The 24,302-nt window shown below is 48.6% G+C and carries 22 protein-coding genes; all 22 read left to right on the top strand.

From position 1 onward, the window contains the following. Window positions 1-97: 97 nt before the first annotated feature. The 22 genes from BWI93_RS26635 (at window position 98) to BWI93_RS26530 (ending at window position 24,132) form a co-directional block, all read left to right on the top strand. A complete protein-coding gene (locus tag BWI93_RS26635; RefSeq protein WP_176454350.1) occupies window positions 98-2,467 on the top strand; it encodes an SLBB domain-containing protein in 2,370 nt (789 codons plus the stop codon). 27 nt (window positions 2,468-2,494) lie between these two features. Further along, window positions 2,495-3,613: a hypothetical protein gene (locus tag BWI93_RS26630; protein WP_094816972.1), complete on the top strand. Its 1,119-nt coding sequence runs from the start codon at window positions 2,495-2,497 to the stop codon at window positions 3,611-3,613. Then, on the top strand, window positions 3,610-4,458 hold the full coding sequence (locus tag BWI93_RS26625) for an ABC transporter permease (RefSeq protein WP_094816971.1): 849 nt from the start codon (window positions 3,610-3,612) through the stop codon (window positions 4,456-4,458). The genes BWI93_RS26630 and BWI93_RS26625 overlap by 4 nt, the downstream gene beginning before the upstream one ends. Window positions 4,459-4,518: 60 nt before the next feature. Continuing rightward, window positions 4,519-5,772, top strand: a complete 1,254-nt coding sequence (locus BWI93_RS26620) for an ABC transporter ATP-binding protein (protein WP_094816970.1) — start codon at window positions 4,519-4,521, stop codon at window positions 5,770-5,772. Continuing rightward, window positions 5,769-6,851, top strand: a complete 1,083-nt coding sequence (locus BWI93_RS26615) for a DegT/DnrJ/EryC1/StrS aminotransferase family protein (protein WP_094816969.1) — start codon at window positions 5,769-5,771, stop codon at window positions 6,849-6,851. Before BWI93_RS26620 ends, BWI93_RS26615 begins: the two co-directional genes overlap by 4 nt. 11 nt (window positions 6,852-6,862) lie before the next feature. Then, window positions 6,863-8,917 (top strand): glycosyltransferase family 39 protein, encoded by a 2,055-nt coding sequence (locus BWI93_RS26610; protein ID WP_094816968.1) that lies wholly within the window; start codon window positions 6,863-6,865, stop codon window positions 8,915-8,917. 115 nt (window positions 8,918-9,032) lie between these two features. Next, the gene (locus BWI93_RS26605; protein ID WP_094816967.1) at window positions 9,033-9,731 is read left to right on the top strand and encodes a WbqC family protein; all 699 of its coding nucleotides are present in this window, start codon (window positions 9,033-9,035) and stop codon (window positions 9,729-9,731) included. 38 nt (window positions 9,732-9,769) lie between these two features. Then, window positions 9,770-10,756, top strand: a complete 987-nt coding sequence (locus BWI93_RS26600; RefSeq protein ID WP_094816966.1) for a glycosyltransferase family 2 protein — start codon at window positions 9,770-9,772, stop codon at window positions 10,754-10,756. A 12-nt stretch (window positions 10,757-10,768) separates the two neighbouring features. Continuing rightward, entirely contained in the window at window positions 10,769-11,872 is a 1,104-nt protein-coding gene (locus tag BWI93_RS26595; RefSeq protein ID WP_094816965.1) for a glycosyltransferase, read from the top strand. A gap of 78 nt (window positions 11,873-11,950) precedes the next feature. Continuing rightward, window positions 11,951-13,129 carry a glycosyltransferase family 4 protein gene (locus BWI93_RS26590; protein WP_094816964.1) on the top strand — a complete coding sequence of 393 codons (1,179 nt, stop codon included), beginning with the start codon at window positions 11,951-11,953 and terminating at the stop codon, window positions 13,127-13,129. A gap of 112 nt (window positions 13,130-13,241) precedes the next feature. Further along, window positions 13,242-14,231, top strand: coding sequence for a glycosyl transferase (locus tag BWI93_RS26585; RefSeq protein ID WP_094816963.1), 990 nt, complete (start codon window positions 13,242-13,244; stop codon window positions 14,229-14,231). A 26-nt stretch (window positions 14,232-14,257) separates the two neighbouring features. Beyond that, complete coding sequence (locus BWI93_RS26580; protein ID WP_094816962.1) at window positions 14,258-15,094, top strand: glycosyltransferase family 9 protein; 837 nt, start codon at window positions 14,258-14,260, stop codon at window positions 15,092-15,094. Continuing rightward, entirely contained in the window at window positions 15,052-15,306 is a 255-nt protein-coding gene (locus BWI93_RS26575) for a hypothetical protein (RefSeq protein WP_094816961.1), read from the top strand. The genes BWI93_RS26580 and BWI93_RS26575 overlap by 43 nt, the downstream gene beginning before the upstream one ends. A 4-nt stretch (window positions 15,307-15,310) precedes the next feature. After that, a complete protein-coding gene (locus tag BWI93_RS26570) occupies window positions 15,311-16,261 on the top strand; it encodes a hypothetical protein (RefSeq protein WP_094816960.1) in 951 nt (316 codons plus the stop codon). Between the two features lie 126 nt (window positions 16,262-16,387). Next, window positions 16,388-17,368 (top strand): glycosyltransferase family 2 protein, encoded by a 981-nt coding sequence (locus BWI93_RS26565; RefSeq protein WP_094816959.1) that lies wholly within the window; start codon window positions 16,388-16,390, stop codon window positions 17,366-17,368. A 14-nt stretch (window positions 17,369-17,382) separates the two neighbouring features. Beyond that, the gene (locus tag BWI93_RS26560; RefSeq protein ID WP_094816958.1) at window positions 17,383-18,105 is read left to right on the top strand and encodes a DUF5672 family protein; all 723 of its coding nucleotides are present in this window, start codon (window positions 17,383-17,385) and stop codon (window positions 18,103-18,105) included. 20 nt (window positions 18,106-18,125) lie between these two features. Further along, window positions 18,126-19,022: a glycosyltransferase family 2 protein gene (locus BWI93_RS26555; protein ID WP_094816957.1), complete on the top strand. Its 897-nt coding sequence runs from the start codon at window positions 18,126-18,128 to the stop codon at window positions 19,020-19,022. 6 nt (window positions 19,023-19,028) lie between these two features. Further along, window positions 19,029-20,348: a hypothetical protein gene (locus BWI93_RS26550; protein ID WP_094816956.1), complete on the top strand. Its 1,320-nt coding sequence runs from the start codon at window positions 19,029-19,031 to the stop codon at window positions 20,346-20,348. A gap of 3 nt (window positions 20,349-20,351) precedes the next feature. Next, entirely contained in the window at window positions 20,352-21,500 is a 1,149-nt protein-coding gene (locus BWI93_RS26545; RefSeq protein WP_094816955.1) for a glycosyltransferase family 4 protein, read from the top strand. Further along, window positions 21,497-22,636: a glycosyltransferase gene (locus BWI93_RS26540; RefSeq protein WP_094816954.1), complete on the top strand. Its 1,140-nt coding sequence runs from the start codon at window positions 21,497-21,499 to the stop codon at window positions 22,634-22,636. The genes BWI93_RS26545 and BWI93_RS26540 overlap by 4 nt, the downstream gene beginning before the upstream one ends. Window positions 22,637-22,652: 16 nt before the next feature. Continuing rightward, window positions 22,653-23,597 carry a glycosyltransferase family 2 protein gene (locus BWI93_RS26535; protein ID WP_094816953.1) on the top strand — a complete coding sequence of 315 codons (945 nt, stop codon included), beginning with the start codon at window positions 22,653-22,655 and terminating at the stop codon, window positions 23,595-23,597. Continuing rightward, entirely contained in the window at window positions 23,569-24,132 is a 564-nt protein-coding gene (locus BWI93_RS26530) for a WcaF family extracellular polysaccharide biosynthesis acetyltransferase (RefSeq protein ID WP_094816952.1), read from the top strand. The genes BWI93_RS26535 and BWI93_RS26530 overlap by 29 nt, the downstream gene beginning before the upstream one ends. Window positions 24,133-24,302 lie beyond the last annotated feature (170 nt).

Raw genomic sequence — 24,302 nt, 5'->3', positions numbered from 1 at the left:
GTTGCCCTTTGTTCGGCCTAGCGTCTTTAGAACTTTTCTTTTTGTCCCACTCCTTCAATCTCTATCGACTCTGAAACTAACGCTTTTTTCTGGCTTTTTGCTGTTCACTCAGCTTGCGTGGGCTCAGTTCCCCCAGTTACCATATCCCCCGTCCAGCTTACCTGCTAATTTTCCCATACAGCAGCAGCAACAGCCTACGCTGGTTAATCCAGGGAATACCAATCAGGTAGACAATGCCCAGCAACGGCAGTACATCCAGGACCAGCGAGCAAAAGCTCGTGAGGACTCCGTGCGTCTGTTACGAGCCAATACCGAAGAGCCTGGTACGAAAGAACAAAAAATCAAAATTTTTGGTGCCGATATTTTCTCAAATAAAAGTCTGGATATTGCTCCCATTACCAACATTCCGACGCCCAAAGGTTACATCTTAGGTGCCGGTGATCAGTTGATCATCAATGTGTACGGTGATCTGTACCGCGATATCAATATTCAGAAAACCATTACCCCCGAAGGGATTTTACAACTGGAACAGGTAGGACCTATCTTCGTAAATGGTCTGACGATTGAAGCCGCCACGGAGCGGATTCGGACGAAGCTTGCCCGCATTTATCCGATTGGCCGCGGTATGGACATGAGTATCCGTATTGGTAACATCCGTAGTATTCGGGTTAACTTCATCGGAGAAGTCGTGAATCCGGGCACGTATAATCTTCCTTCGCTGGCTACGGTTATGAACGCCCTGTATTTCTCGGGTGGCCCAACGGCTTCGGGTTCTTTCCGTACCATCAATCTGATTCGCCGTAACCGTTCCGGTCAGGATACCGTATTCCGGACCATCGATTTGTACAAATACCTGACGAAAGGTTTGCGGATGAGCGACATCAGTCTGAAAGATGACGATGTCATTCAAATCCCCCCCTACCGTTCACGCATAGAACTTACTACAGGGGTAAAGAAGACGGGTTATTTCGAATTGTTACCCGGCGAAAAACTCGGCGATTTGATTGCGTATGCCGGTGGTCTGGTCGAAGACGCATACCGTCCTACGATTACGATTCAACGCATTACGCCCAATGGCCGTAAGTTTATCGATGTACGCGAAGAAGAAATGAATACGTTCGTAGTAATGAATGGTGACCGTGTAGGCATCAATCGTGTGCCCGAACGCGAAGAAAACATGGTAGTAGTTAATGGAGCCGTGTATATGCCCGGATCTTATCCGCTGGACCGTAACCCAACGGTGAAAGACCTGATTAGCCGGGCTGAAGGCCCCAGACGTGATGCATTCCTGGGTCGTGCGGCCATCCACCGTCAGAAAGATGATTTGACGGAAGAACTGATCCCCGTAAACCTGACCCGCATTCTCAACGGAAAAGATACCAACGTGGTACTTAAACCACTGGATCGCCTGGAAGTATCCAGCGTAACCCAGCTGCGGGAAGGTATGACGGTACGGATTTTAGGTGAAGTGAATACCCCTAAAGGTGACTCGCTGGAAAATAACGGTTACTATCCCTGGTTTGAAGGCATGACCGTTGAAGATCTTATCATTACGGCAGGTAACTTACGGGCTTCTGCCTCTCCGAATCACATTGAGGTAATTCGTCCCAAACGCCTGGATTCCGATGATCCAAAACTCATCAACTCGACGCTGGCGGAAACCTTTACCCTGGCAATTAGCCGTGACCTGCGTCTGACGGAAGAAGCTTCCAAGTTTCAGCTGAAACCCTATGACGTGGTATATGTGCGGGCTTCTCCCAACTTCGAAAACAACCAGGCAGCGAGAGTCGAAGGTCAGGTACGCACGCCGGGTGATTACGGTCTGGTCGATCGCGACGAACGTATTTCGGATCTGATCAAACGCTCCGGTGGTTTAACCGCCTATGCCTACGTGGAAGGGGCTTCACTGATTCGGAGAACCAAGCTTACGAAAGCAGAAATTGACCAGCAGCAGAAGACCTTGAATACCATCAGTAACGATGGCCGGAAATCCGCTCTGCAAGCCGATGTAGTAGCCGAAAATAAAGAAGAAGCCATCGGTATTGATCTGAAGAAAATCCTGGAAAAACCGCATACGGATATTGACTTGATTCTTCAGGATGGTGATTTACTGACGGTTCCGAAATTTAACCCAACGATTAAAATTGAAGGTGAAGTACAGTTGCCTACGACCACCCGTTATACGAAGAATGTGGGCGTTGGTGAGTACATCTCACGGGCCGGTGGTTTCACTTCCCGTAGTGTGAAGAAACGTACGTACGTAATCTACGCGAATGGGTATGCCAAGAAAACGAAGCGATTCCTGTTCTTCAATTCGTATCCGGAAGTACGCCCTGGTTCTCGCATCATCGTACCCGTACGGACGCAGGCCGACATTACAGCCGCTCAGGTGATGGGTGTGATTGGTACCATTGGTGGCTCGCTGTCAGGCCTCCTGGGTATCTACGCTATTCTCCGAACGTTATAATCGTAACTCCAGCCTTTCATAATCATTATGGCAACAGAAGAATCTCATAAACCCGTACTTACGCCCAATGGAGAGGTGGCTGTCGTAGAGCAGGCACCCCCATTTGACCCCCGGAAACTGGTTAATAATGTCAATACCGTATTCAAAACAATCCTTAAGTATTGGTGGTTGTTGTTGATATGCGTGCTGCTCGGCGGTCTGGGTGGCTGGATTTATGACCAGGTTAATGAAGTACCTGATCAGTACGAAGCCTCTCTGATTTTTAACCTGGAAAGCGGTTCAGGGAATTCAGAATTGTCGAACTTCGCGAGTGCTCTCGGTATGTCGGGAGGTGGCTCCAGTGCGAATATGTTCTCGGGACCGAACTTCGTTTCGCTGTTCCGTTCCAAAAAAATTGGAAACCGGGTTATGTTGACGAAAGTTACGATTGGGAACAAAACGGACCTGCTCGCTAACTTTTACAAAAACCGCTCGGGAGCCCTGCGTCGTACGAAAAACGAAGAGTTTCTGGGTAAGAAATTCGAGTTCCCGGATAAGCCCATCAAAGAGTACACGAATGCTCAAATGTCCTATCTGGATATGTTCCGTGATTACGCCTCGCAGGATTTGCAGATTGAGAACGTAGACCGGAAATCCAGCTTCATGGAGTTATCCATCAAGACTGAATCCGATACCTTATCAAAGCTGATGGTGGAAACCTGGCTGGCCCGAATGACTGATTTCTACAAAGAAACGCAAAGTCAGAAAACGCTGGAACTGCTTGATTTGAACGTTCACCGTCGCGATTCGGTACTGACGAAACTAACCGGAGCTGAACGCAGATTAGCCTCATCTCAAGATTATAGTCAATACATGATTATGCCTTCGGGTCGGGTGAACGAACAGCGTCTGTCGCAGAATACGACTTATCTGCAGGGCTTATACATGGAGTCCATCCGGAACATTGACGCCTTGCGTACTTCGCTCATTCGGGAAAGTCCCTTAGTGATGATTATCGATGAGCCGACTTTTCCGCTGCCGGTTACTCCCTACCCTAAAGGAAAAGCCATTAAAATTGGGATTGCTCTGGGCATTGTGCTGTCGTTGGCGGCCATGTTCCTGATTCATACCTATCAAAACATGATGAAAAAATTGCAGAATTCATGACCCAGGAAACGATTATAGAACACGGCAGGTCGCAGAAGAATTACTGGTCTGAGTTTTGGAAATCTACTGAATTATTCTGGATCCTTGCCAAACGCGATATTACCGTTCGCTACAAACAGACGGTGCTGGGCATTGTCTGGAGTGTCGTTCGCCCCGTACTTACGACGGCAGTCCTCTTTTTTGCCTTTGGTAAAGTAGCAGGTTTGCAGTTTGAACCGGGTGTTCCGCCCAAGCTGGCTATTTTTGCGGGCGTACTGATCTGGAACTTCTTTGCCAATTCACTCTCGCAGGTCAGTCACAGTATTTTAAGTAACTCCAACCTGGTTTCGAAAGTCTACTTCCCCCGATTGATCCTACCGACCAGTTCGGTTATGGTTGGCTTCGTTGATTTCCTGGTTGGCTTTGCCCTGATTATTCCCATGTACCTCTGGTACTATTTCAAGCAGGATTTTATGCCCTCCTGGCAACTAATCTTTTTGCCTTTGTTTTTAGGAATGGCGTACCTGGCTTCGTTCGGTTTCGGTTTATTTCTGGCCGTTATGAATGTGAAGTACCGTGACTTTACGCAACTGACGCCTTTCATTATCCAGTTTGGCTTCTACGCGTGTCCGGTCGCGTACTCTTCCATGAACATTCGGCAGTACGCCGATCAGTGGTGGTACCCGCTCTACAATATGAATCCCATCGTAGGTATTATTGATGGTTTTCGCTGGACCCTTTTAGGGGGCACTGCTCCGTTCAACTGGGAAAGTTTTATCCCCAGTCTGATTATCATTTTAGTAGTTGTGCTTAGTTCTGTTGCTTTTTTCCGTAAACGCGAAAACGGTTTTGTTGACTATATTTAGTCTTCAAAGCTTTTTCTCAACCAACAGGTTGGCTGGAGCCCTCCGTTAACCTTCCCTGTTATGAATGCCATCCAGGTTGAAAATATAGGTAAACGCTACTTCATCGACCACCAGAAAAAATATGGTGGCCCGGCGGGGTTGAAAGAAACCGTTGTTAATAGCCTTCAATCGCTCTTCGGTTCCAAGCCACAGGAAACTTCCGTTAAAGAAGAATTCTGGGCTCTTAAAAATGTAAGTTTCGACGTAGCTCAGGGCGACCGAATCGGAATCGTTGGTCACAACGGAGCTGGTAAGTCTACCCTCCTGAAAGTACTCAGCCGGATTACCGAGCCTACCGAAGGCCGGGTAACGGTTCGGGGCCGTATCGCCAGCTTGCTGGAAGTCGGTACGGGCTTTCACCAGGAGCTTACGGGTCGCGAGAACATCTTTCTCAACGGTGCTATTCTTGGCATGAAGCAGTCCGAGATCAAGCAGCACTTTGATGAAATCGTAGCCTTCGCCGGTATCGAGAAATTTCTGGACACCCCCGTGAAACGTTACTCTTCGGGGATGTTTGTGCGGCTGGGTTTTGCGATTGCCGCTCACCTCGAACCCGAAATTCTGATCATCGATGAAGTACTCGCCGTAGGTGACGCTGAATTCCAGCGGAAGTGTCTCGGCAAAATGAAGGATGTATCAGACAGCGGCCGAACGATTTTGTTCGTCAGTCATAACCTCACGGCCGTACAAAGTCTGTGTAATAAAGCCGTATTCATGAACCGCGGCCAAATGGTGGCCGTCGGTGAAACGGGGCAGATCATTACCGATTACATGTCCAAGATCAACCAGACCAGTCTGGTACGGGAATGGACTACGCCCGAATCAGCTCCCGGTAATGATCAGGTACGGATCAAGAAGATTGAACTGATGCCTACGCTCGCCGGTACTCAGACCCGCATTGACGTACGTACGCCGATTCGAGTTCGGTTCGAGTTCTGGAATTTCGTTAAGAATGCCAAACTCAACCTGAGTATGCACTTCAATTCGATGACGGGTGAAACCATTTTTAATCTGGCCTCTCCCCAACTCGATGCCAATCCCGGATTGATTACGGGTGAAGTAGAACTTCCCGGCAACTTCCTCAACGATGGTACCTATACCATTACGATGATGATTGTGAAAGATGCCGCGACGGTACTCTATCACTTACAGGAATCCATTCTTTTTGAAATTGACGATTATCGCGGCGAAGTGGCCTGGTACGGTAAATGGCCGGGTTCCGTTCGTCCCTATTTCCCCTTCACTATCGAACAGGCAGAGGAGGTTAATGTATGAGCGAGAAAATATTTGTAACCAAGTCTTACCTTCCTCCTCAAGAAGAATATATCGCGTACTTAAACGGCATCTGGGAACGCTATCATTTGACCAACCAGGGGCCGCTCGTTCTGGAATTAGAACAAAAATTGCGACAATACCTCGGTCTTGAGCACCTGCATTTCAGCTCCAATGGTACCATTGTGCTGCAAATGGCTTTGAAGGCCCTCCGGATTACGGGCGAAGTGATTACAACGCCTTTTTCCTACTGTGCGACCTCCCACGCCATTGCCTGGGAAAATGCCACACCCATTTTCGCTGATATACGGAAAGAAGATTTGTGCATCGATCCGGACTGCATTGAGGCCCTGATTACGCCAAAAACGCAGGCTATTTTGGCTACGCACGTGTACGGAATTCCCTGCCAGATTGAACGAATCGAAGCCATTGCCAAGCAACATGGCCTGTACGTCATTTACGATGCTGCCCATACCTTCGGCGTTCAGTACAAAGGTAAATCATTGCTGAGTTACGGCGACGTTTCGACCTGTAGTTTTCACGCGACGAAAGTATTCCATACGGTGGAAGGTGGCATGATTACAACGCCTAATGCTGAACTCTCCGAGCAGTTAAAACTCTACCGTAGCTTCGGTCATGTAGGGGATGACTATTTCGACATTGGCATTAACGCCAAGAACTCGGAGTTTCATGCCGCGATGGGTTTGTGTAACCTGCCCCGGGTGGATGAAATCATTGCAGGCCGCCGTCGGGTTACGGAAAGCTACGATCAGCACCTGAACTGGGACAGGCTTACAAAACCTGCCATACCGGCAGATGTGGAGTGGAATCACGCGTACTATCCCGTTTTCTTCGAAACGGAAGCTGATTTGCTGAAGGTACGCGATGCCTTAGCCGCTCAGAACATCTTCGTTCGTCGGTATTTTTATCCTTCCTTAAACACGTTGAGCTTTTTGCACGCTCATCAGTCATGCCCGGTTTCGGAGTATATGGCGGTGCGTGCCCTAAGTCTGCCGCTGTATCCGGATCTGCCGGATCACGACGTCGAACGAATTATTTCGATCATCAACGAAAACCTGTAATAGTACCAAACATGTGGGATTGGTTGTACCGCCTACTCTTTCTGATGTTCGTGGGCTTCTGCTTCCGGGTAGCCGCCCAGGTCTCACGAAAGTCTTTAGTAGATGTAATCATCACGGCATTTACGGTCTTTGCCGGTAGTATCATTGTCTCCGGGTTCATTTTATCGTTTTTGCATAAAACGGCGGATGTACGCTTCTGGGCGGGCTTTGTATTCATTCCGCCTTTCATTTTTTACCTCTTATTCTCGAAAGTATTCATTCGGGAGTACGAGGATTTTTCTGTGATCAGTCTTCTGGGCAGTACGCTTCAAAAGACCTGGATCTGGTATAAAGAGCTGTCGCTGTACCTGAAAGTGGTTTTCGGCTTAATGATCACGACACTGGCTACGGTGTCTCTGATTAGTTTACTGCTGGTGCTGTTCACCGTTCCGAATGAATGGGACAGTATGACGGGCCATTTGGTACGTGTCATGTACTTCATTCAGCGGGGTACGATGGCTCCGTTCTACGGTACGAACTGGAATATTGACACCTATCCCCGTAGCGTTTGCGGCATTCAGATTTACAGCTACCTGATTACGGGAAAAATCGAGAATGCTTTCAAGCTCATCAATTACCTCAGCTACTGGATCTCCGTACTGGCGGCTTACGGCATTGCTCAATCCATCAGCCGAAATACCACAGCCAGTGTATTCAGTGCCCTGGCGATGGGTTTGCTACCGAACGTACTCCTGCAGTCTACAACGACCGATACCGACATCGTGCTGATGGGTTACGTTAGTTGTCTGGTGTACTTCCTGTTTGCCTACCACCAGACGCACCGCCGCCGGTATCTGTACCTGGCCGGACTCATTTTTGGTATTGGCCTGGGTCACAAGATCACGCTGGTTCTGCAATTCCCCTCGTTATTCATGGTGGCGTTGTACGTTTTTGTATTCGGTGTGCCCAATGTCAAATATTCCCTGGGTCAGCTGAAGCACTTCTTTACCTCGGCGGTTATCGGCGTGTTGCTGTTTACGTTGCCTACGGGTTATCTGTCTAACCTTCAGCGGTACAACCACCCCATTGGCCCCCCAACGGCTACGCGTCACCAATCGGTGGAACGAGCCGGCGGTATTTTTAGCCCAAATCTTTACGAACAAGGCACCCGGAATTTCCTGCGGTACGGTTTTGATTTCATGAACCTGGACGGTCTTACCAACCTGCCCGGCGTGATTGAAGGGCCTAATCAATGGTTTAAAGCTCCGTTTGTATGGCTGGAAGGAAAGGTACACGCACGCCTTCGGGAAGAGACGGATTTTACGATCCGACCGTTCAGCTACAACCGGGATTACATTTTCATGAATGGCCTACCCTACTGGGGCATCATGGGTTTTGCTTTGTTGTGGCCGCTAGTATTTCTGGTGCTGTTTGGGGTTATTCGCTCCAAACCCTTGCTTTTCCTGGCCGGAGCGGCTTTGTTGCACGCGGCTGCGTTGTCATACTCGGCTCCCTACGATCCGTTCAAAGGTCGGTACTTCATCAGTACAAGCATTTACGTGATTCCTTTCCTGACGGTCCTGTTTACCAAACGGCATTCCTTACTAGGTTCGCGGGAACTCGTCCTGAAAAGTTATATTTTATTCATTGTTGCTCTCGCCTGTGCTTCCGCATTTTTTGCCGTATTGTGGAACGAACGTTGCCTGCCAGTAGCTCACAACGGCCATCCTTCGGCGTTTGACGAAGGTCGGATTGAACGTATGTCTTACGCCCGTGAGGATATTACACCAGCGTACAAGAATTTTGATCGAATCGTGCCTGAACATGCGACCGTTGCTCTGGCGGACATCAACGACGATTACGAATATCCTCTGTTCGGCAAAGACCTGACGCGGAAACTCATTCCCATCAATCCTTTTGAACGTGGATTGCAGCCCATTCCCAAAGAAGCGGAATATCTGTTTTTTGCGGCCAGCGTGATCAAACCCCAGCCCGGCGACATCCGGCTCGGAACGGATACAACAGCCGCTACCCGAGCGAAGATGATCGTTCCGGCGGAAGATTACTGGCTCCGGAAATTGAAATAAACAGCCGGGAAGGAGCAGACATTGAACGCTCTGCTCTTTCCCGCTTCAGTATCCTTCGTACATTCTCTCATTCGTAGAGAGCAATCAACCTTCTTTTACCTTGAACCCAGCCGATATGACTTTAGCCATCATGCAACCCTATCTGTTTCCGTACATTGGCTATTTTCAGCTAATGAAAGCGGTGGATACGTTTGTCCTTTACGATGATGTCGCCTTCATTAACCGGGGTTGGATCAATCGGAATAACCTGCTCAATAACGGCAAAGCCCAACTGTTTACGATTCCACTGAAAGATGCCAGTCAGAACAAACTGATTCGGGAAATTTCCATCGATACACAGCAGAAATGGCGGGATAAATTGCTGAAGACCATTCAGCAAACGTACCGGAAAGCCCCGCAGTACGCGACGGTGTATCCAGTATTGGAGGAAATTTTACAATTCCCGGAGGAAAACATCAGTACCTATATCTTGAATAGTCTGGTACAAATCAATACGTATCTGGGCATTACGACGAAGCTGGTACCCAGTTCGACGATTTACGAGAACCAGGATTTAAAGGCTCAGGAACGCATTCTTGACATCTGCTTGCAGGAAAAAGCGGATCATTACATCAATCCCATTGGTGGGAAAGAACTGTACAGCCACGAGCGGTTTGCCGAACACCAGATTCGGTTAAATTTTATTCGTTCCGAAAAAGCAGAATATCCCCAGTTGGGCGGAGACTTTGTCCCCTGGTTGAGTATCGTAGATGTGCTGATGTTCAACACCAAAGAACAAGTGAATGAGCTGTTAAAAGCGTACGTACTGGAGTGATCGTATATCAAACGCCGGATTTGAAGCGGCCCTTTTGTATGGTTGATGTTTCCATTCTGATTATTAATTATAAATGTGCGGATCTGACGATTGCGGCCATTCAGTCCGTTAAAGACTGGACCAAACGGGTCAGTTACGAAGTGATTGTGGTGGATAACGATTCACAGGATCAGAGTAAAGCTCAGGTACTGGAGCAACACCCCGACATTCAGTGGATCGATATGGGCTACAATGCGGGCTTTGCCCGGGCCAACAACCGGGCCATTCAGGCGGCTCAGGGTCGGTACTATCTGCTGCTGAATGCGGATACGCTGCAAAACACGGATGCGATTGATGTGTGCGTGGAACGCATGGATGCTGAACCGGACGTTGCTGCGTCAGCTCCCATGCAACTGTACGGGAATGGCAGCCCTCAACCCTATTTTGAGAGTTTTGCCGAGTTTCGCCGCATTTTTTACATCGTTCCTATCCGCCTACAGGCCTGGGTGGAGCGTATGTTGCCCGCTACGGTATATACCGATCCCCGTCAGCACGACTGGCTCGTAGGAGCCTTTCTGGTGGTACGTCGGGAAGCCGTACAAAAAGTCGGTGCTCTGGATGAGAGTTTCTTTATGTACGGTGAAGATGTGGAATGGTCGTACCGGCTCGGTAAAGTTGGGAAGCTGTTGTACTACAAGGATTTAGGTTTCCTGCATCTCACCAGTGACTCCCCCTTCCGCCGGACGGATGTTTCTTACGTCAATCGGTTCAACGTACAGATGCAGGTCTCAAATCTCCTCTGGTTACGTAAGCAATACGGCGTGGGGGCGTACCTGGTCGTCATGCTGAATTATGCGGTATTGATTCCGATTTTTACGGGCTGGAAAGCCTTTGTGAATCTGAAGAATCGGCGACCCTTGGGCAGTGAAATGGAAAATCAACGTCGCTTTGCCCGGCGATTTCAAATGTTATTACGATATTTTTGGCCGACGGTATTCAACCGTCCGGGTTTTTACAAAATAAAACCGGAAGAAAACATTGCCTGAGTCTGTACACTTATGCCTACTCGTAAAATACTGATTATCACTCCCTACGCAGGTCGAACCGGATCAGAAATGATGATGGGGTATTTGCTGAATCGATTCAATCGGGATCTTTTTCAGTTGGGCTTGTGTACGCTGCAGCCCGGTGAATTACTGAATGACCTTCCCCCGGATGTTCCTACGTTTACGGCTCCGCACCACTTTTCAGTCGTTCAGAAATTACAAAATAAATTCGGCGAAAACCCGATTTTCCGGTACCTGCGAAACGTACAGAAACAGTTTAAAGCCGATATCTGGTATCTGAACACCTTAGTACCGGCCTTCTTATTACCGCTGGCTCAGGAGCTGGGTGTACGGGTAGTGACGCATTTTCACGAACTACCCCTTGAATACATGGCCTTGAAGGGAGAGGCATTCCGGCGATTAATTACCGAAAGCGATCGCATCATTGGCTGCTCGGAAATTGTTTGCCAGCGTATCCGTGAGGCTGGTGGACAGCGAATCGAACTCTGCCATTCCCTCATCGATCATTCTCGCATTCAGATTCAGCCGGACCGCGTACAGCAACTTCGCCAATCACTGGGTATTCAGCCCCATGAGTTCGTATGGGTAATGTCCGGACAAAGCACGTACCGCAAGGGGTTTGATCTCCTACCCGATTTCGCGGAGCAGTTAAAGGGCTCTCCTGCTCGTATCATTTGGTTGGGACAGGTTATTGATGACGGATTCGTAACGTATACACAGGAAAAATTAAAACATAATTCGGGCGTCCGAGTTGATGTACTGGGCGTGCAACGGGAGGATTATTATCACTATCTATCCCTCGCCAACGGCTTTCTGCTGACTTCCCGGGAGGACCCGTTTCCCTTGGTAATGATTGAAGCGGCAGCTCTGGCAAAACCCATCGTCGCGTTTAATTCGGGTGGTGTGGCTGAGTTTGTGCAGGAAGGAATGGGCGAAGTTGTCGATTCCTGGAACGTACGGGATGTAGTCACTGTCCTACAGAAAGTAATGAATAAAAAGTTGATTTTCAATGCTGAACAAGCGAAAAATCGAGCCCAACAATTTGATGTTTCCGTGATTATTTCCCGCTGGGAAACCATCATGCAACAGCTTTGATCCACGAAAAAGGCTTTCTTTCTGAGAAAGAGTCGTATTTTTGCCCCCTTGTTTGAGCGATAAACCCTTAATCCCCTTATGAAGAAAATTCTGTTCATCAGTCACGACGCCAACCGGGCAGGTGCACAGATTTTGTTGCTTCGTTTTCTGAAGAAGCTTAAACAACTTCCTGAGTATCAGTTTAAAGTTTTACTCAAACACGGCGGTACGCTCATCCGGGATTTTGAAAGAGTAGCTCCCGTCTACCACTGGTATCACCGCGATACCCAGCAGCGGAGTAAGGTTTCGCGTTTATTGAACCGTAAAACCTTTCACGATCAGGTGCTTCAGGAGATTCAGAATGAAGGTTTCGACCTGATTGTCTCGAATACCATTACCAATGGCGACCTACTGAATCTGCTACGTCCCCTGGTATCCTGCCCCATCGTGACTTATGCCCACGAAATGCCCATGGGTATTTCGATGTATACGGACCCTTCGAGTTTTAATCAGACCCTTCGGCATACTAGTCAATACTGGGCTTGTTCGCAGGCTCAACGTCTGGTGTATATCGAACGTTTCGGTATTTCACCCGAGTCCATTGCGGTACTACCCTCGCTCCTTCCCGATGGAGCCTGGGATTTGCAGCCTTCCGCAGAAGCTACCCAGCAAATCCGGCAACTGCTGGATTTACCGGAACAGGCTCTGCTGGTAGGAGCTGTAGGTACCTTTGACTGGCGTAAGGGAATTGATGTTTTCGTGCAACTCGCCCGGCAATCGACGCCTAATACGCATTTTGTGTGGGTAGGCGGCCATGAGCATCAGGTCGAGTATCACATGATTACGGAAGACCTGCGTCGGCTGGGACTCAGCGATCGGGTCCATCTGATTCCGCACTCCGACCGGCCCTTCGACTTCATGGCTACCTTTGATGTATTCGTGCTGACGTCCCGGGAAGAACCGTATCCGCTGGTGGTGCTGGAAGCCGCCCTATTGGCCAAACCCATCGTTTGCTTTGCTCAGTCGGGTGGAGCTCCGGATTTCGTGGAAAGCGATGCGGGCTTTGTAGCCGACTACCTGGATACGCAGATGATGAGTCAGCAAATTACCCAATTACTCGGCGACCCTGCCTTACGGGAAGCCATGGGGAACAAGGCTCGGGAAAAAGTGTTTACCCGCCATCAGGACGACCATGCCATGCAGGTGTTTGTGCAACTGCTGGAAAAGAGTCTGGCTGAAACCCGTGGCTCGAAGCCTACGCGGGCAACGTATTCCTGAGACGTTCGGGTGAAATCCGCCGGTTAAAAACACGACTGCCTGGTTGGCCGTTTTAATTAAAATTAGATTTTACATCGCTCAAAGCGGAAGAGCCCCTTAACGCTTCAACCCCTTGAAAACGCTTGCTTTTACCATTTGTTCGATTAACTACCTGGCCCAGGCTCGTACGCTGGGCGAATCGCTGGCGGTTACCAATCCCGACATTCATTACGTCATTGGTTTGGTAGACCGACTCGAAGGAGTAGCTTTCGAATCGGACAAAATTCCTTCCTTTGAATTACTGGAACTCCATCGCATCCACATTCCAAACCGGGAGTGGATGGAGAAGAATTACGATATTACGGAGCTGAATACGGCGGTAAAGCCCCTGTTCTTTCAGCATTTCTACAAACAGTATCCTGATTATCAGAATTTTATTTACTTCGATCCGGACATTATTGTTTTTACCCGCTTAACGTACTTACTCGACCGCTTGCAGGAGCATCAGTTTGTACTGACGCCGCATACCCTTAGTCCGTTTCCGGACACGTGTATGCCTAACGAGTGCGATCTGCTCAATACGGGTACGTTCAATCTGGGTTTTATTGCTTTGCGGAAAACCGATCAAACGCAGCAATTTATTAACTGGTGGGCGGAAAAGCTGGCGTATCAGGCCTATAATGACATTTGTAATGGGCTGTTTACCGATCAGAAGTGGATTAATTATGTACCTCACTATTTCGATGGCGTGTATATTAGTCGGCATCCCGGTCATAACGTAGCGTACTGGAATCTCCACGAAAGGCAGTTCACGTATCGCGATGGACAATGGCTCATCAACGATACCTGGCCCTTACAGTTTTTTCATTTTTCTGGCTATTCGCCCACTTCACCCGATTCCATTTCACGGTACCAGAACCGGTTTACTTTCGAAAATCGACCCGACGTAAGGCCTTTATTTGACTACTACGCGGAACGGATGAATGCGAATTTTAACGCGTACTACCGGCTTTTTCCCTGCGTATACGTGCGTCCCAAGAAACTCATTCGATTACTACGGGTTCGAAAAGCCCTGCGGATGCCTTTTGAAAAAGTCGCTCACTGGTTAAACCCGCAGGCCTAAGTACTGCGGCTACGCGATTCGCTTGTATGGAAAAATTCATTGCCCTCTGGCAACATCGATACCGAAAATACTCCGAGATCCTGCGGACGTATCTTCAATTCTGGAAAGCCTGCGTTTGGATTAAGTGGGTAAAAATCACCAGTGGTAAACCCACCATTGGTGTACTCATGGCCGAGCACCTGGGCGACATTGTGGCCTGTGAGCCGCTGGCACGTACCATTCGGGAGCGGCATCCGGATGCCCAGATTTTCTGGATTGTCAAGAAATCATTCCGGGAGCTGGTTGAATATAATCCCGCCATTACGTATCGCATTGAAGAACCAAACGTGTTATTTTCCTGCCTGTTGCTGGAGAAAAATCCCTTTGATCAACTGTACAATCTGCACTTATCAAACCGGGTGTATTTTCCCCTCAACAGAAGACTGGTCAATACCCACGCAGATCAGCAAAATCTAACCATTCACAATTACCTGCATTTTGGCCGACTGGCCGAAGTGTTTGCGGCGGCGGGTGGATTGCCACTACCAGACCGTACAGAAGCTCCTCGCCTGTACATTCCCGATACGGTACGGACGAAAATCGACTCGCTCAAACTTCCGACCCGTTTCGCTGTTTTCCATACGTTCTCCCATCAGCCCGTCAAAGACTGGCAACCCCAACACTGGAATCAGTTAACGGCTCGCGTGCTGGAGGATTTTGGCCCCGTTGTGGAAGTAGGGCTAAAGGGACAAATTCAAAGTTCCTCGCCCGAATTCCGCGATTTATGCGGCCAGCTGAGTATCCTGGAAACGGCCGAAGTGATTCGTCGGGCTAGTTTTTTGTGGGCGTTGATAGTGGCCCGGCTCACCTGGCGAATGCGGTAGGAACGTACGGGTTTCTGCTCATTGGCCAATTAGGCCATTTTGAAGATTTCAATTTGTACACGGGAGGTTACGGAGAAGGTACCAACGCCCGGGTGATCTGGAAGCGGAAAGGTCCGGCGTCATCCCTCTCCTTTGAAGAGGTCTGGCAGCCCATTCAGGAATACCTGGCGGGTCGCCGCATGACGGAACTCTTTACCAAACGGATTGTCTAAACGTATGTCTGTTCATTTTTTTACCGCGTGCTGGAGTCGGCAGCTAGCCCAGGTCTTTTTCTTAGCCGATCAACTGGCCCAGCATCATCCCGATTCTCTATTGTGGGTGGGATGGATGGATCAGCCCTTCGACGTAGCGGCTCCGGCTAATGTACGGATGATTCAGGTCGGAGATATTCCCGGTTTATTACCCCTGGCTCAACGCTATACGAAAACCGAATTTCTGCATATCAGTCGGGTCTGGCTGGGACGGCATCTCTTACACCAGGATGCCCTGATTTTTCTGGAACCCGAAACGCAGGTACTCCGCCCGCTAACCGAACTAGTCATAGCTCTTGAGCAACGACCAGCCGTGCTGTTTTCGCAATGGCTCCAGCCCCATCCGGATACGCAATTTCCGGATAGTAAATATTTTCTGAACTACGGAACGTATTTTTCCGGCATCTGGGCCATTCGTCCGGATGCGATAACGGATTCGTTTCTGGCGTGGTGGTGCCAGAATCTGGAAACCCGGGGCGGTTATCGTTTGTGCGAAGGTCAGGGTTCCGACCAACTCTGGCTGGACATGGCTCCGGCCCTGTTTGAAGGGGTGCTTCCCTTACGAAACGCGGCCTACGGTATTCACGCCGGTAACGCGTTTGAGCGTACGATTGCTGAACCGGTTACCTTACACCACGGGGGACTTTCCTACCCAAGCGGTCAGTATGCATCTTATCTAACCAACCGACCCATGCCTGTTTATTTCAAGGAAGCCAGTAAGCGATATAAAACCCTGGTGACCAGGCAACCCGTATATACGCAAACGCAGTCCCGGCAACCGGCCTTCGGTCTTCCCGACCCGCCGGAACCCGTCAGTCTGCAACGCCAACACTGGGCGGCCTGGGTACAGAAATGGATCAAAACCATTAATACCTACCAACCCGATTTCATGTTCCGTCAATCGCAGCCGCAGTAAGTTCCTGGAGTACTCCTTCGTAGTTCCCCAAGAAACGGCTAACTTTGAATACTTTTTCTTTGAGTTCAACCCCTGGGAAGGATGTATCTGTATACCGAATTCCTGTAAAGGCCCTTATTTGTCTGTATGAAAGTTTCAGTGGCGATGTGTACTTACAATGGTTCCCGGTATTTACCCGAACAATTGGAAAGTATCCGGCGTCAGACACTTCCCATTCATGAACTGGTAGTGTGCGATGATCGGTCGCAGGATACTACTATTCAACTGCTGGAAACCTTTGCGGCTACCGTTTCTTTTCCCGTACATATTCACGTTAATCCCAGCAATTTAGGGTCAACGAAGAATTTCGAAAAGTGTATGAATTTATGCACGGGCGACGTCATTTTCTGTTGTGATCAGGATGACCTTTGGCACGAAACCAAAGTAGCCCGGCAGGTAGCGTATCTGGAGCAGCATCCGGAAATGGACGCCGTATTTACGAATGCCCAGATTATCGACGATGATTCACAGCCCGTCGATAGAACCATCTGGGCTGAGATTGAATTTGATGCCGACGCTCAGCAACGCTGGTCCACGGGTCAGGCTTATGATATTTTGTTTGGAGGTTATGTGGTGACCGGAGCGACCCTAGCGATTCGCCGTTCCATCCTGGCCCGGGTTTCACCGTTCCCGGTGGCGTACAAGGAATTAATCCACGATGCCTGGATCGCTCTGGTGCTGTCGCTGCAGGATAAAATCGGCTTCATTGCCGACGAACTGCTCTTCTACCGAAAACATTCCACCCAACAGGTTGGCTTCGGGCAAAAGAAGAAGAAAGTCACCTTGAAAAGCCGTTTTTCCAGAGACCGTACCCTTAAACTGGCTCCACTCCGGGAAAAAGCAGCCAACTATCAGACGCTGTATGGCTTGCTACAGGCCCGAAACGACATCCCCCGCGAAAAGCTGGCTCAGCTGATTGAACGGCAAAAACATTTTAAGGTACGGGCTACCCTGCCCCAGTCGCGGCTGAAACGCCTGCCTAGGGTGCTTGGCGAGTGTATTCAGGGCCGGTATCGGTACAGTAGTAAAGATTGGTGGTTGCCCTTTTTAGGCGACCTGTTTGAGTAATCTAATTGGTAGGTATGTCCGCATCGGTAGCCGTTGTTATTCCCATGTATCGTTCTGACCTGAACGCATACGAAAAAATAGCTTTACAACAATGCCTGAGGAAATTAAGTCAGTATCCCATCGTTATTGTAAAGCCCGAATCGCTGGATTTGACGTACCTGAACGAGTGGTATTCGGACTTTCATTTTGTGTCGTTTGCGGACGCTTATTTCAAAGGAATTGACGCTTATAATTTACTATTGACCCAAACGGATTTTTATCAGGCTTTCGCCGCCTACGAATACATACTCATCTATCAGCTCGATGCCTTCGTATTCAGTGATGAACTGGCCAGCTGGTGTCAGAAAGGTTACGATTACGTAGGAGCTCCCTTGCTGGCACCGCATGCCGCTCCGCGTTCGCTGACGGACCTGAAGAAGCCCTTGTTGAACGGAGGGCTTTCCTTACGGAAGGTGCAGGCTTCGATACAATTAATCAAGGCGTACCAACGTCTGTACGGTCAGTGGCCCGGCAATGAAGACATGCTTTTTTCGCTGCATTCGACTCGCCTAGTTGTTTTCAGACCACTCATGCATTTACCCACACCCCGACAGGCCATCTCCTTTGCTTTCGAGCAATTTCCGGACTACGGGTACGAATTAACTCAATCACAGTTACCCTTTGGCTGCCATGCCTGGGAGAAATACGATCTCAACTTCTGGCGGCCGTTTTTTCAGCAGGAAGGGTATACGATTTAACCTTATGATCAACCGAGTATATGGGATTTTTTAAAGAGAATGCTATAAAAGAATTTGTCAGCAAAGCTTCCTTTGATGAGCAGGTTCTCCTGAATAAAGATCAGAATTATCCGAAAATAAGTGTCATTACGCCTTCGTATAATCAGGCGGAGTTCCTGGAAAAAACCATTTTAAGTATACTCAATCAGAACTATCCCAATCTGGAATTCATCATCATGGATGGTGGTTCCACGGATGGCAGTGTTGAAGTAATCAAGAAATACGAAAAGTACATTGCCCATTGGGTTAGTGCAAAGGATGGCGGACAAACCGCAGCCATTAACGCCGGCTTTAAAAAAGCAACCGGCGATTGGGTTACTTTCCAGAATTCCGATGACGTTTTTGCTCCCAATGCGTTATTGAACGTAGCCAAAGCGATCCGAAATCATCCCGAAGATTCAGTATTCTATGGTCATCTGTTGATGATTGATGGCGAAGACCGGGTTTTTGAACACAAAAAGCAGATTCCCTTCTGGATGCAGGCTCAGGTGTACGAGGGGATGCAGGTCTTTAACCAGTGCATGATTTTCAAGCGGGACTTATTAACGAAGTACGGCTACTTTGACGAAAATTACCGCTTTGCTTTTGATTACGAAATTTGTACCCGCTGGGGTACGCATTCGGAAATTAAATTCCGTTTGGTTAATGATTTCTGGGGCTGTTTTCGTCAACATGAATTAGCTAAAAGTTCAACCATTTTTACGGTTGGCTTATCCGAACACGAGCAAATCAAACATAAATATTCCCAGACGATACGGCCTTCGTTTCCCGAGCGTATGCTACAAAAAGTCATCCGATTCCGTAAATTCTTTTTATTTCTGACCAGTGGTGATTTAGGCTATTTCTTTTATAGACTCCGGTTTACCCCTAAAGCGTAAGAAGCAATGTTTAAAAGCCTGTTTGAAGGTTTCCAATACAAGAGGATGGCTTTGGGGATTGCCTTATTCTCCATGGGCTATCCCATCATTTTCTTCCTACGGGATGGACTCAAATTAGCTCCCCAGTCGTCCGTTTTTACGGCCATCTGTCTGGCGTTGGGCCTGTTGCTGATGATTCCCAAGACCCTTTTCAGAAAGTATTATAGTCTTAATCAAAAGATTGCGGTACCCGTTCTGGGCTGGATTGGTCTTTGTATTTTTTATCTGTTTATCATCAACCCGGGTGGTAGTTCGCTCTCCCGCGAGTTGATTAACTACGCGATGTCTTTTGCTTTTTGTTTCCTGCTCATTAGTACGCCGGATGAAGTAAAAGATCACGCCTTGCCCGTCTTTATTTTATTTATATTTCTGGGAAACCTAGGGCTCTTTTATTCCCTGCTTACCAACCCCTTTTACGTTGTGGGAGCCCGGGCTTCCATTTATTTTGATGATGAATACGGCGGCAATCCGCACGTGTTTGCCCGTAATGGGTTCTTTGGCGTTATTGGCTCGGCCATCTTATTATTCCTTACGAAAGAGAATATTCTTTACAAATTACTGGCTCTGGTTAACTTTTTCGCTTCGCTGGTAACGGTAATCTTGACGCAAAGTCGTTCTACGCTACTCTCCGTTCTATTGTCGCTGGGCGTACTGCTTTTTTTTCACTTCAAGCTCAGTAATTTAAAGCGAATTGCCAGTACTGTCTTTAAGCCCGGCAACCTGATCATCCTGCTGGTTGTCGTTTATTACGTCATTTACAAAATCAGCCGGATGGATTTTATAAACCTGCTGATTGGTATATCGGAAACGTTTTTCCAGAAATTTCTGGACGTTTTTGAAACCAGTGTGCAGGGTGCGGATGCGGATGAAGTAGCCGATTATTCCGCTTTACAACGGGTTATTTCGTTTAATACATTCAAGAATACGTTATTCTATAATCCGCTTTCATTAATTCTGGGCAATGGCTACCGGGCTATTTATATGGACTTCCCCATTCTTGAATCGATGTACAATTACGGACTCGCCGGTATTTATTTCTTCGGTAAATCTGTCATCGAAATTGTCAAGGAGTGTTACAAAAGTATACGATCGGTTATCAGTCCTTTTTCGACTTTCTTAGGCTTTGTATTCATTCCCATTACGGTTTCGGTATTCTCACAGGGACAACCGAATGATACTACTTTCATTTATCCATTCTTATTAATGGCCCGCTTCATGAACTTTGAAAAAGATGTCGCGGACGCGAAGCCCGTACCCAAAGCCCAGAAACTGGCTCCTGTTGCTTAACGTATGCGAGTACTTGTAGTTCATAACATTTTGTGGTCTCATTACAAGGCAGCTTTGTTTTCAGAATTGGCTCGTCAGTGCCCGTCCCAATCGGCGTTTCTGGTCGTGCAACTGGCCGAGTCGGAAAGCAAATACCAGCAGCTGGGTAAAGCCGGTGCCATTATCCATGACTACCCCTACGAATTGCTCCACGAAGGTCCCTTGCATACGCTCACCCTGGCTAAAAAAGTGCAGGGGTTAGTACGGTCCATTCGCCGTTTCAAACCTGATGTGGTCAATTTATCCGGCTATTACGACCCTGCGTACTGGGTTGTCATGATGTACTGCCGACTACGGGGAATTGCTCTGGTTTTAAGCAATGAATCCAGCGAAAAAGATGGCTCCCGGGCGGGTATCAAAGAACAAATCAAGGAGTACATCATTCGTCAGTTCGACGGCTTCATCAATTTTGGCTCTTCTTCCGCTCAGTACGTAATGCGTCTGGGAGCTCAGCCCCGGCAACTGCTAACGCAACACGCAGCCGTAGTAAACGAGGCGGTGATTCAATCGGTTTATACGCAGGCCTACGCCCAGCGGGAAGACTTACGTCAAACGCAGGGACTGGCCCCGCATCAGTTTGTTTTCGTAGGCCGGTTGGCCGAGGAGAAAAATCTTCCCACCTTGCTGAAGGCCTTTGCGTGGCTGAAGGCGAATGAACCGCAGGCTCACGAGTGGGAATTACTCATTGTGGGTGATGGCCCAATGCGATCTGAGGTAGAAAATCAGGCGGGCGTTCGCTGGATGGGTGGACAACCGTGGGACCGGATTCCAGCGTACCTGGCTTTAGCGGATGCCCTGATTTTACCCAGTTACTTTGAACCCTGGGGACTGGTTGTGAACGAAGCAATGGTTTGCGGGCTTCCCGTTCTGGTTTCGTCCCAATGCGGTTGTGTGAATGATCTGGTGCAGGAAGGGAAAAACGGTTATACGTTTGACCCCCGCAACGAACGCGAACTAGCCTCTCTGATGCAGTCTTTCGTTCAGCAAAACGATGCCGACCGGACCCGCATGGGTCAACACTCCCTGCAACTGATTGCACCGTTTAACATCACGCGGGTAGCCAAGGAAATCTGGCAGGGTTACCAACGAATTTTATCAGCAGCGAATTCATGAAAATATTAAATCTGTGTGGGTATTCCTGGGAAATTGGTGGACCGGCGAAAGTGATTTATGATCATACCAACGTACAGATTCAGTTGGGAGCCGAAGTCACCATTCTTACGCCTTTGTCGGAAGGAGAACGGCTCTATATCATTCCCGAAGGAGCGAAAGTCGTTACAACCAAACGGCATTGGCTGGCCCGGTTTATTCCCGAGTTTTCGCCTGAATTGTACCGCTACTACCGGCAACATGCCCACGAATACGACATTGTTCACATCCACGGCCCCTTTCACTTTGCGGGTTGGGTGCCTTTCTGGGTACGGTCGAAAGCGAAGAAAGTATTCACCGTCCACGGTACGCTTGACCGCTGGGCGATGCAAAAATCGGGCTGGAAGAAACAGCTCATTTCCGCTCTTTTTCAGCGAAAATACGTGGCTCAGTGCGATCTGATTCAGGTACATAATCCCGATGAAGAGGAAGATCTGAAGCGTTACCTTGGGCATACGCACCCGCATGTGGTGATGATTAACAACGGGATGCTTCTTTCCGATTATGATCAGTTACCGGCAAAAGGTATTTTTCGGAAGAAATTTGGCATTGCCGAGCAGGCACCGCTCATACTTTTTCTGAGCCGCATCAATGTCAAGAAGGGACTGAATCTACTACTACCGGCCTTCCAAAATCTGCTTAAAACCTATCCCGAAGCCCGTTTGTGCATTACGGGTCCGGATGATGGCTACCTGTCCTACGTTACTGATTTTATTCAAAAACATCAACTGAGCCAGCAAATCATTCTGACCGGCATGCTGACGGGTACCGATAAACTCGAAGCTATTGTAGACGCTGACGTTTTTGCTCTGCCCACGTATTCGGAAAGTTTTTCACTGGCGGCTCTGGAAGCAATGGTTTGCGGCACGGCAGTACTGACTACCGACCGGATTGGCTTTGGTCATTTACTCAAACAAAACCACGCTGCTGAGCTGGTCACGCACGACGTAAGCGATGTAGAACGCGGCCTGCGACGCCTGATCGACGATCCGGTGTATCGTTTGCAACTGGCCGCTAAAGGTCAGACTTTTGCCCGTGACGTAGCCGACATTAAAAAGGTTGCTACCCGGTTATATCGGGCCTTCGAATCTATTCTGTAGTTGTATCCTTTTTTCCATGACCCCTACTCCGTCACCCCTGTCTCCTACCGTTCCGGATCTGACGGTCATATTACTGACATTCAATGAAGAAAAACACATTGAACGTTGTTTGAAAAGCCTGTTGCTCGTCACGGATAAAATTTTCATCGTCGACTCCGGATCGACGGATCGTACCGTTGCTCTGGCGACTTCGCTGGGTGCACGGGTGATTCAGAATCCCTGGGTTAATTATGCCAACCAGTTCAACTTTGGTATTCAGCACTGCCCATATCAGACGCAGTGGCTGATGCGGATGGATGCCGACGAATACATTTTGCCCGAACTTGCTCAGGAAATCCGGCAAACCCTGCCGACGCTTCCCGCCTCGGTTTCGGGTCTGTACATCAAAAGGCGGGTCATGTTTATGGATCAGTGGATTCGTTACGGCGGCTATTATCCAACCTGGCTCCTGCGAATCTGGCGGAGTGGAAAAGGTCACTGCGAAGAACTATGGATGGACGAACACATTAAGCTTTCCGAAGGAGAAACGGCCCGGATGGATCACGACCTCGTCGATCATAACCTGAATAACCTGACCTGGTGGACGCAGAAACATAACCTGTACGCCATTCGGGAAGCCATTGATCTGCTCAATGTAAAGTATGATTTCGGAAACGTCGAAATCGTCACTCCTAAACTCTTTGGTACGCAGGAACAGCGGAAACGTTACCTGAAGATCAAATACGCCAGTCTGCCCCTGTTTACACGACCCTTCCTGTACTTCCTGTTTCGGTACTTCTTCAAGATGGGATTTCTGGACGGCAAACGTGGAATCGTCTGGCACTTTTTACAGGGCTTCTGGTACCGATTTCTGGTCGACGCCAAAATTTTTGAAGTATATCACCGGGCGGGGACCTCGAAGGAAGGCATCGCTCAATTTTTTCTAACCGAATATGGAAAAGACGTACTCGGGAAGCGTTGATCTGTCCCGTTACCAGCAACTGCCGCAGTATTCCAGCAAAAGCTGGCGGAATCGTCTCTGGTTTGTAATCAATGCCTTGCTATTCGCCAGTAACTGGCCCATACCGGTAAGTCTGAAAATCTGGATCTTACGTAAGTTTGGTGCAACGATTGGTACCGGGGTTATGATCAAACCCAGTGTGAATATTAAGTTCCCCTGGCTTTTGGAAGTAGGCGATTACGTCTGGATTGGCGAAGAAGTATGGATCGACAATCTGGTACAGGTTCGCATCGGTTCCAATGCCTGTCTGTCGCAGGGAGCCATGTTACTTTGTGGCAATCATAATTACAAATCCTCCCGCTTTGACCTGATGACCGCCCCCATCACCCTCGAAGCTGGCGTGTGGATTGGTGCCAAGTCGATTGTATGCCCGGGAGTCACCTGTTTTTCCCATGCCATGTTAGCGGTAGGCTCGGTAGCAACGACTAATCTGGAAGCGTATGGGATTTATCGGGGAAATCCAGCCGCAAAAGTACGCACCCGGGTCATTGAGTAAGTGTCCAGACGTATGTATTGCCGCTCGGTATATCTTTGGTAGGTTTGTTACCGATGGGCAGCCCTTTGTCAGCTTTTATCAACTTTATACGTTATAAATCTAGACAAATGGTGAAAGGCTACGTTTTGATTAGTAGTTTTAACAGATTTTTGGTGAAGTCCCTAGTAGAA

It is taken from the genome of Siphonobacter sp. BAB-5385, assembly GCF_002261125.1.
Classification (GTDB): domain Bacteria; phylum Bacteroidota; class Bacteroidia; order Cytophagales; family Spirosomataceae; genus Siphonobacter.
Note: the sequence above shows the minus strand (reverse complement) of the source record. Positions and strands in the feature narration are given on the sequence as shown.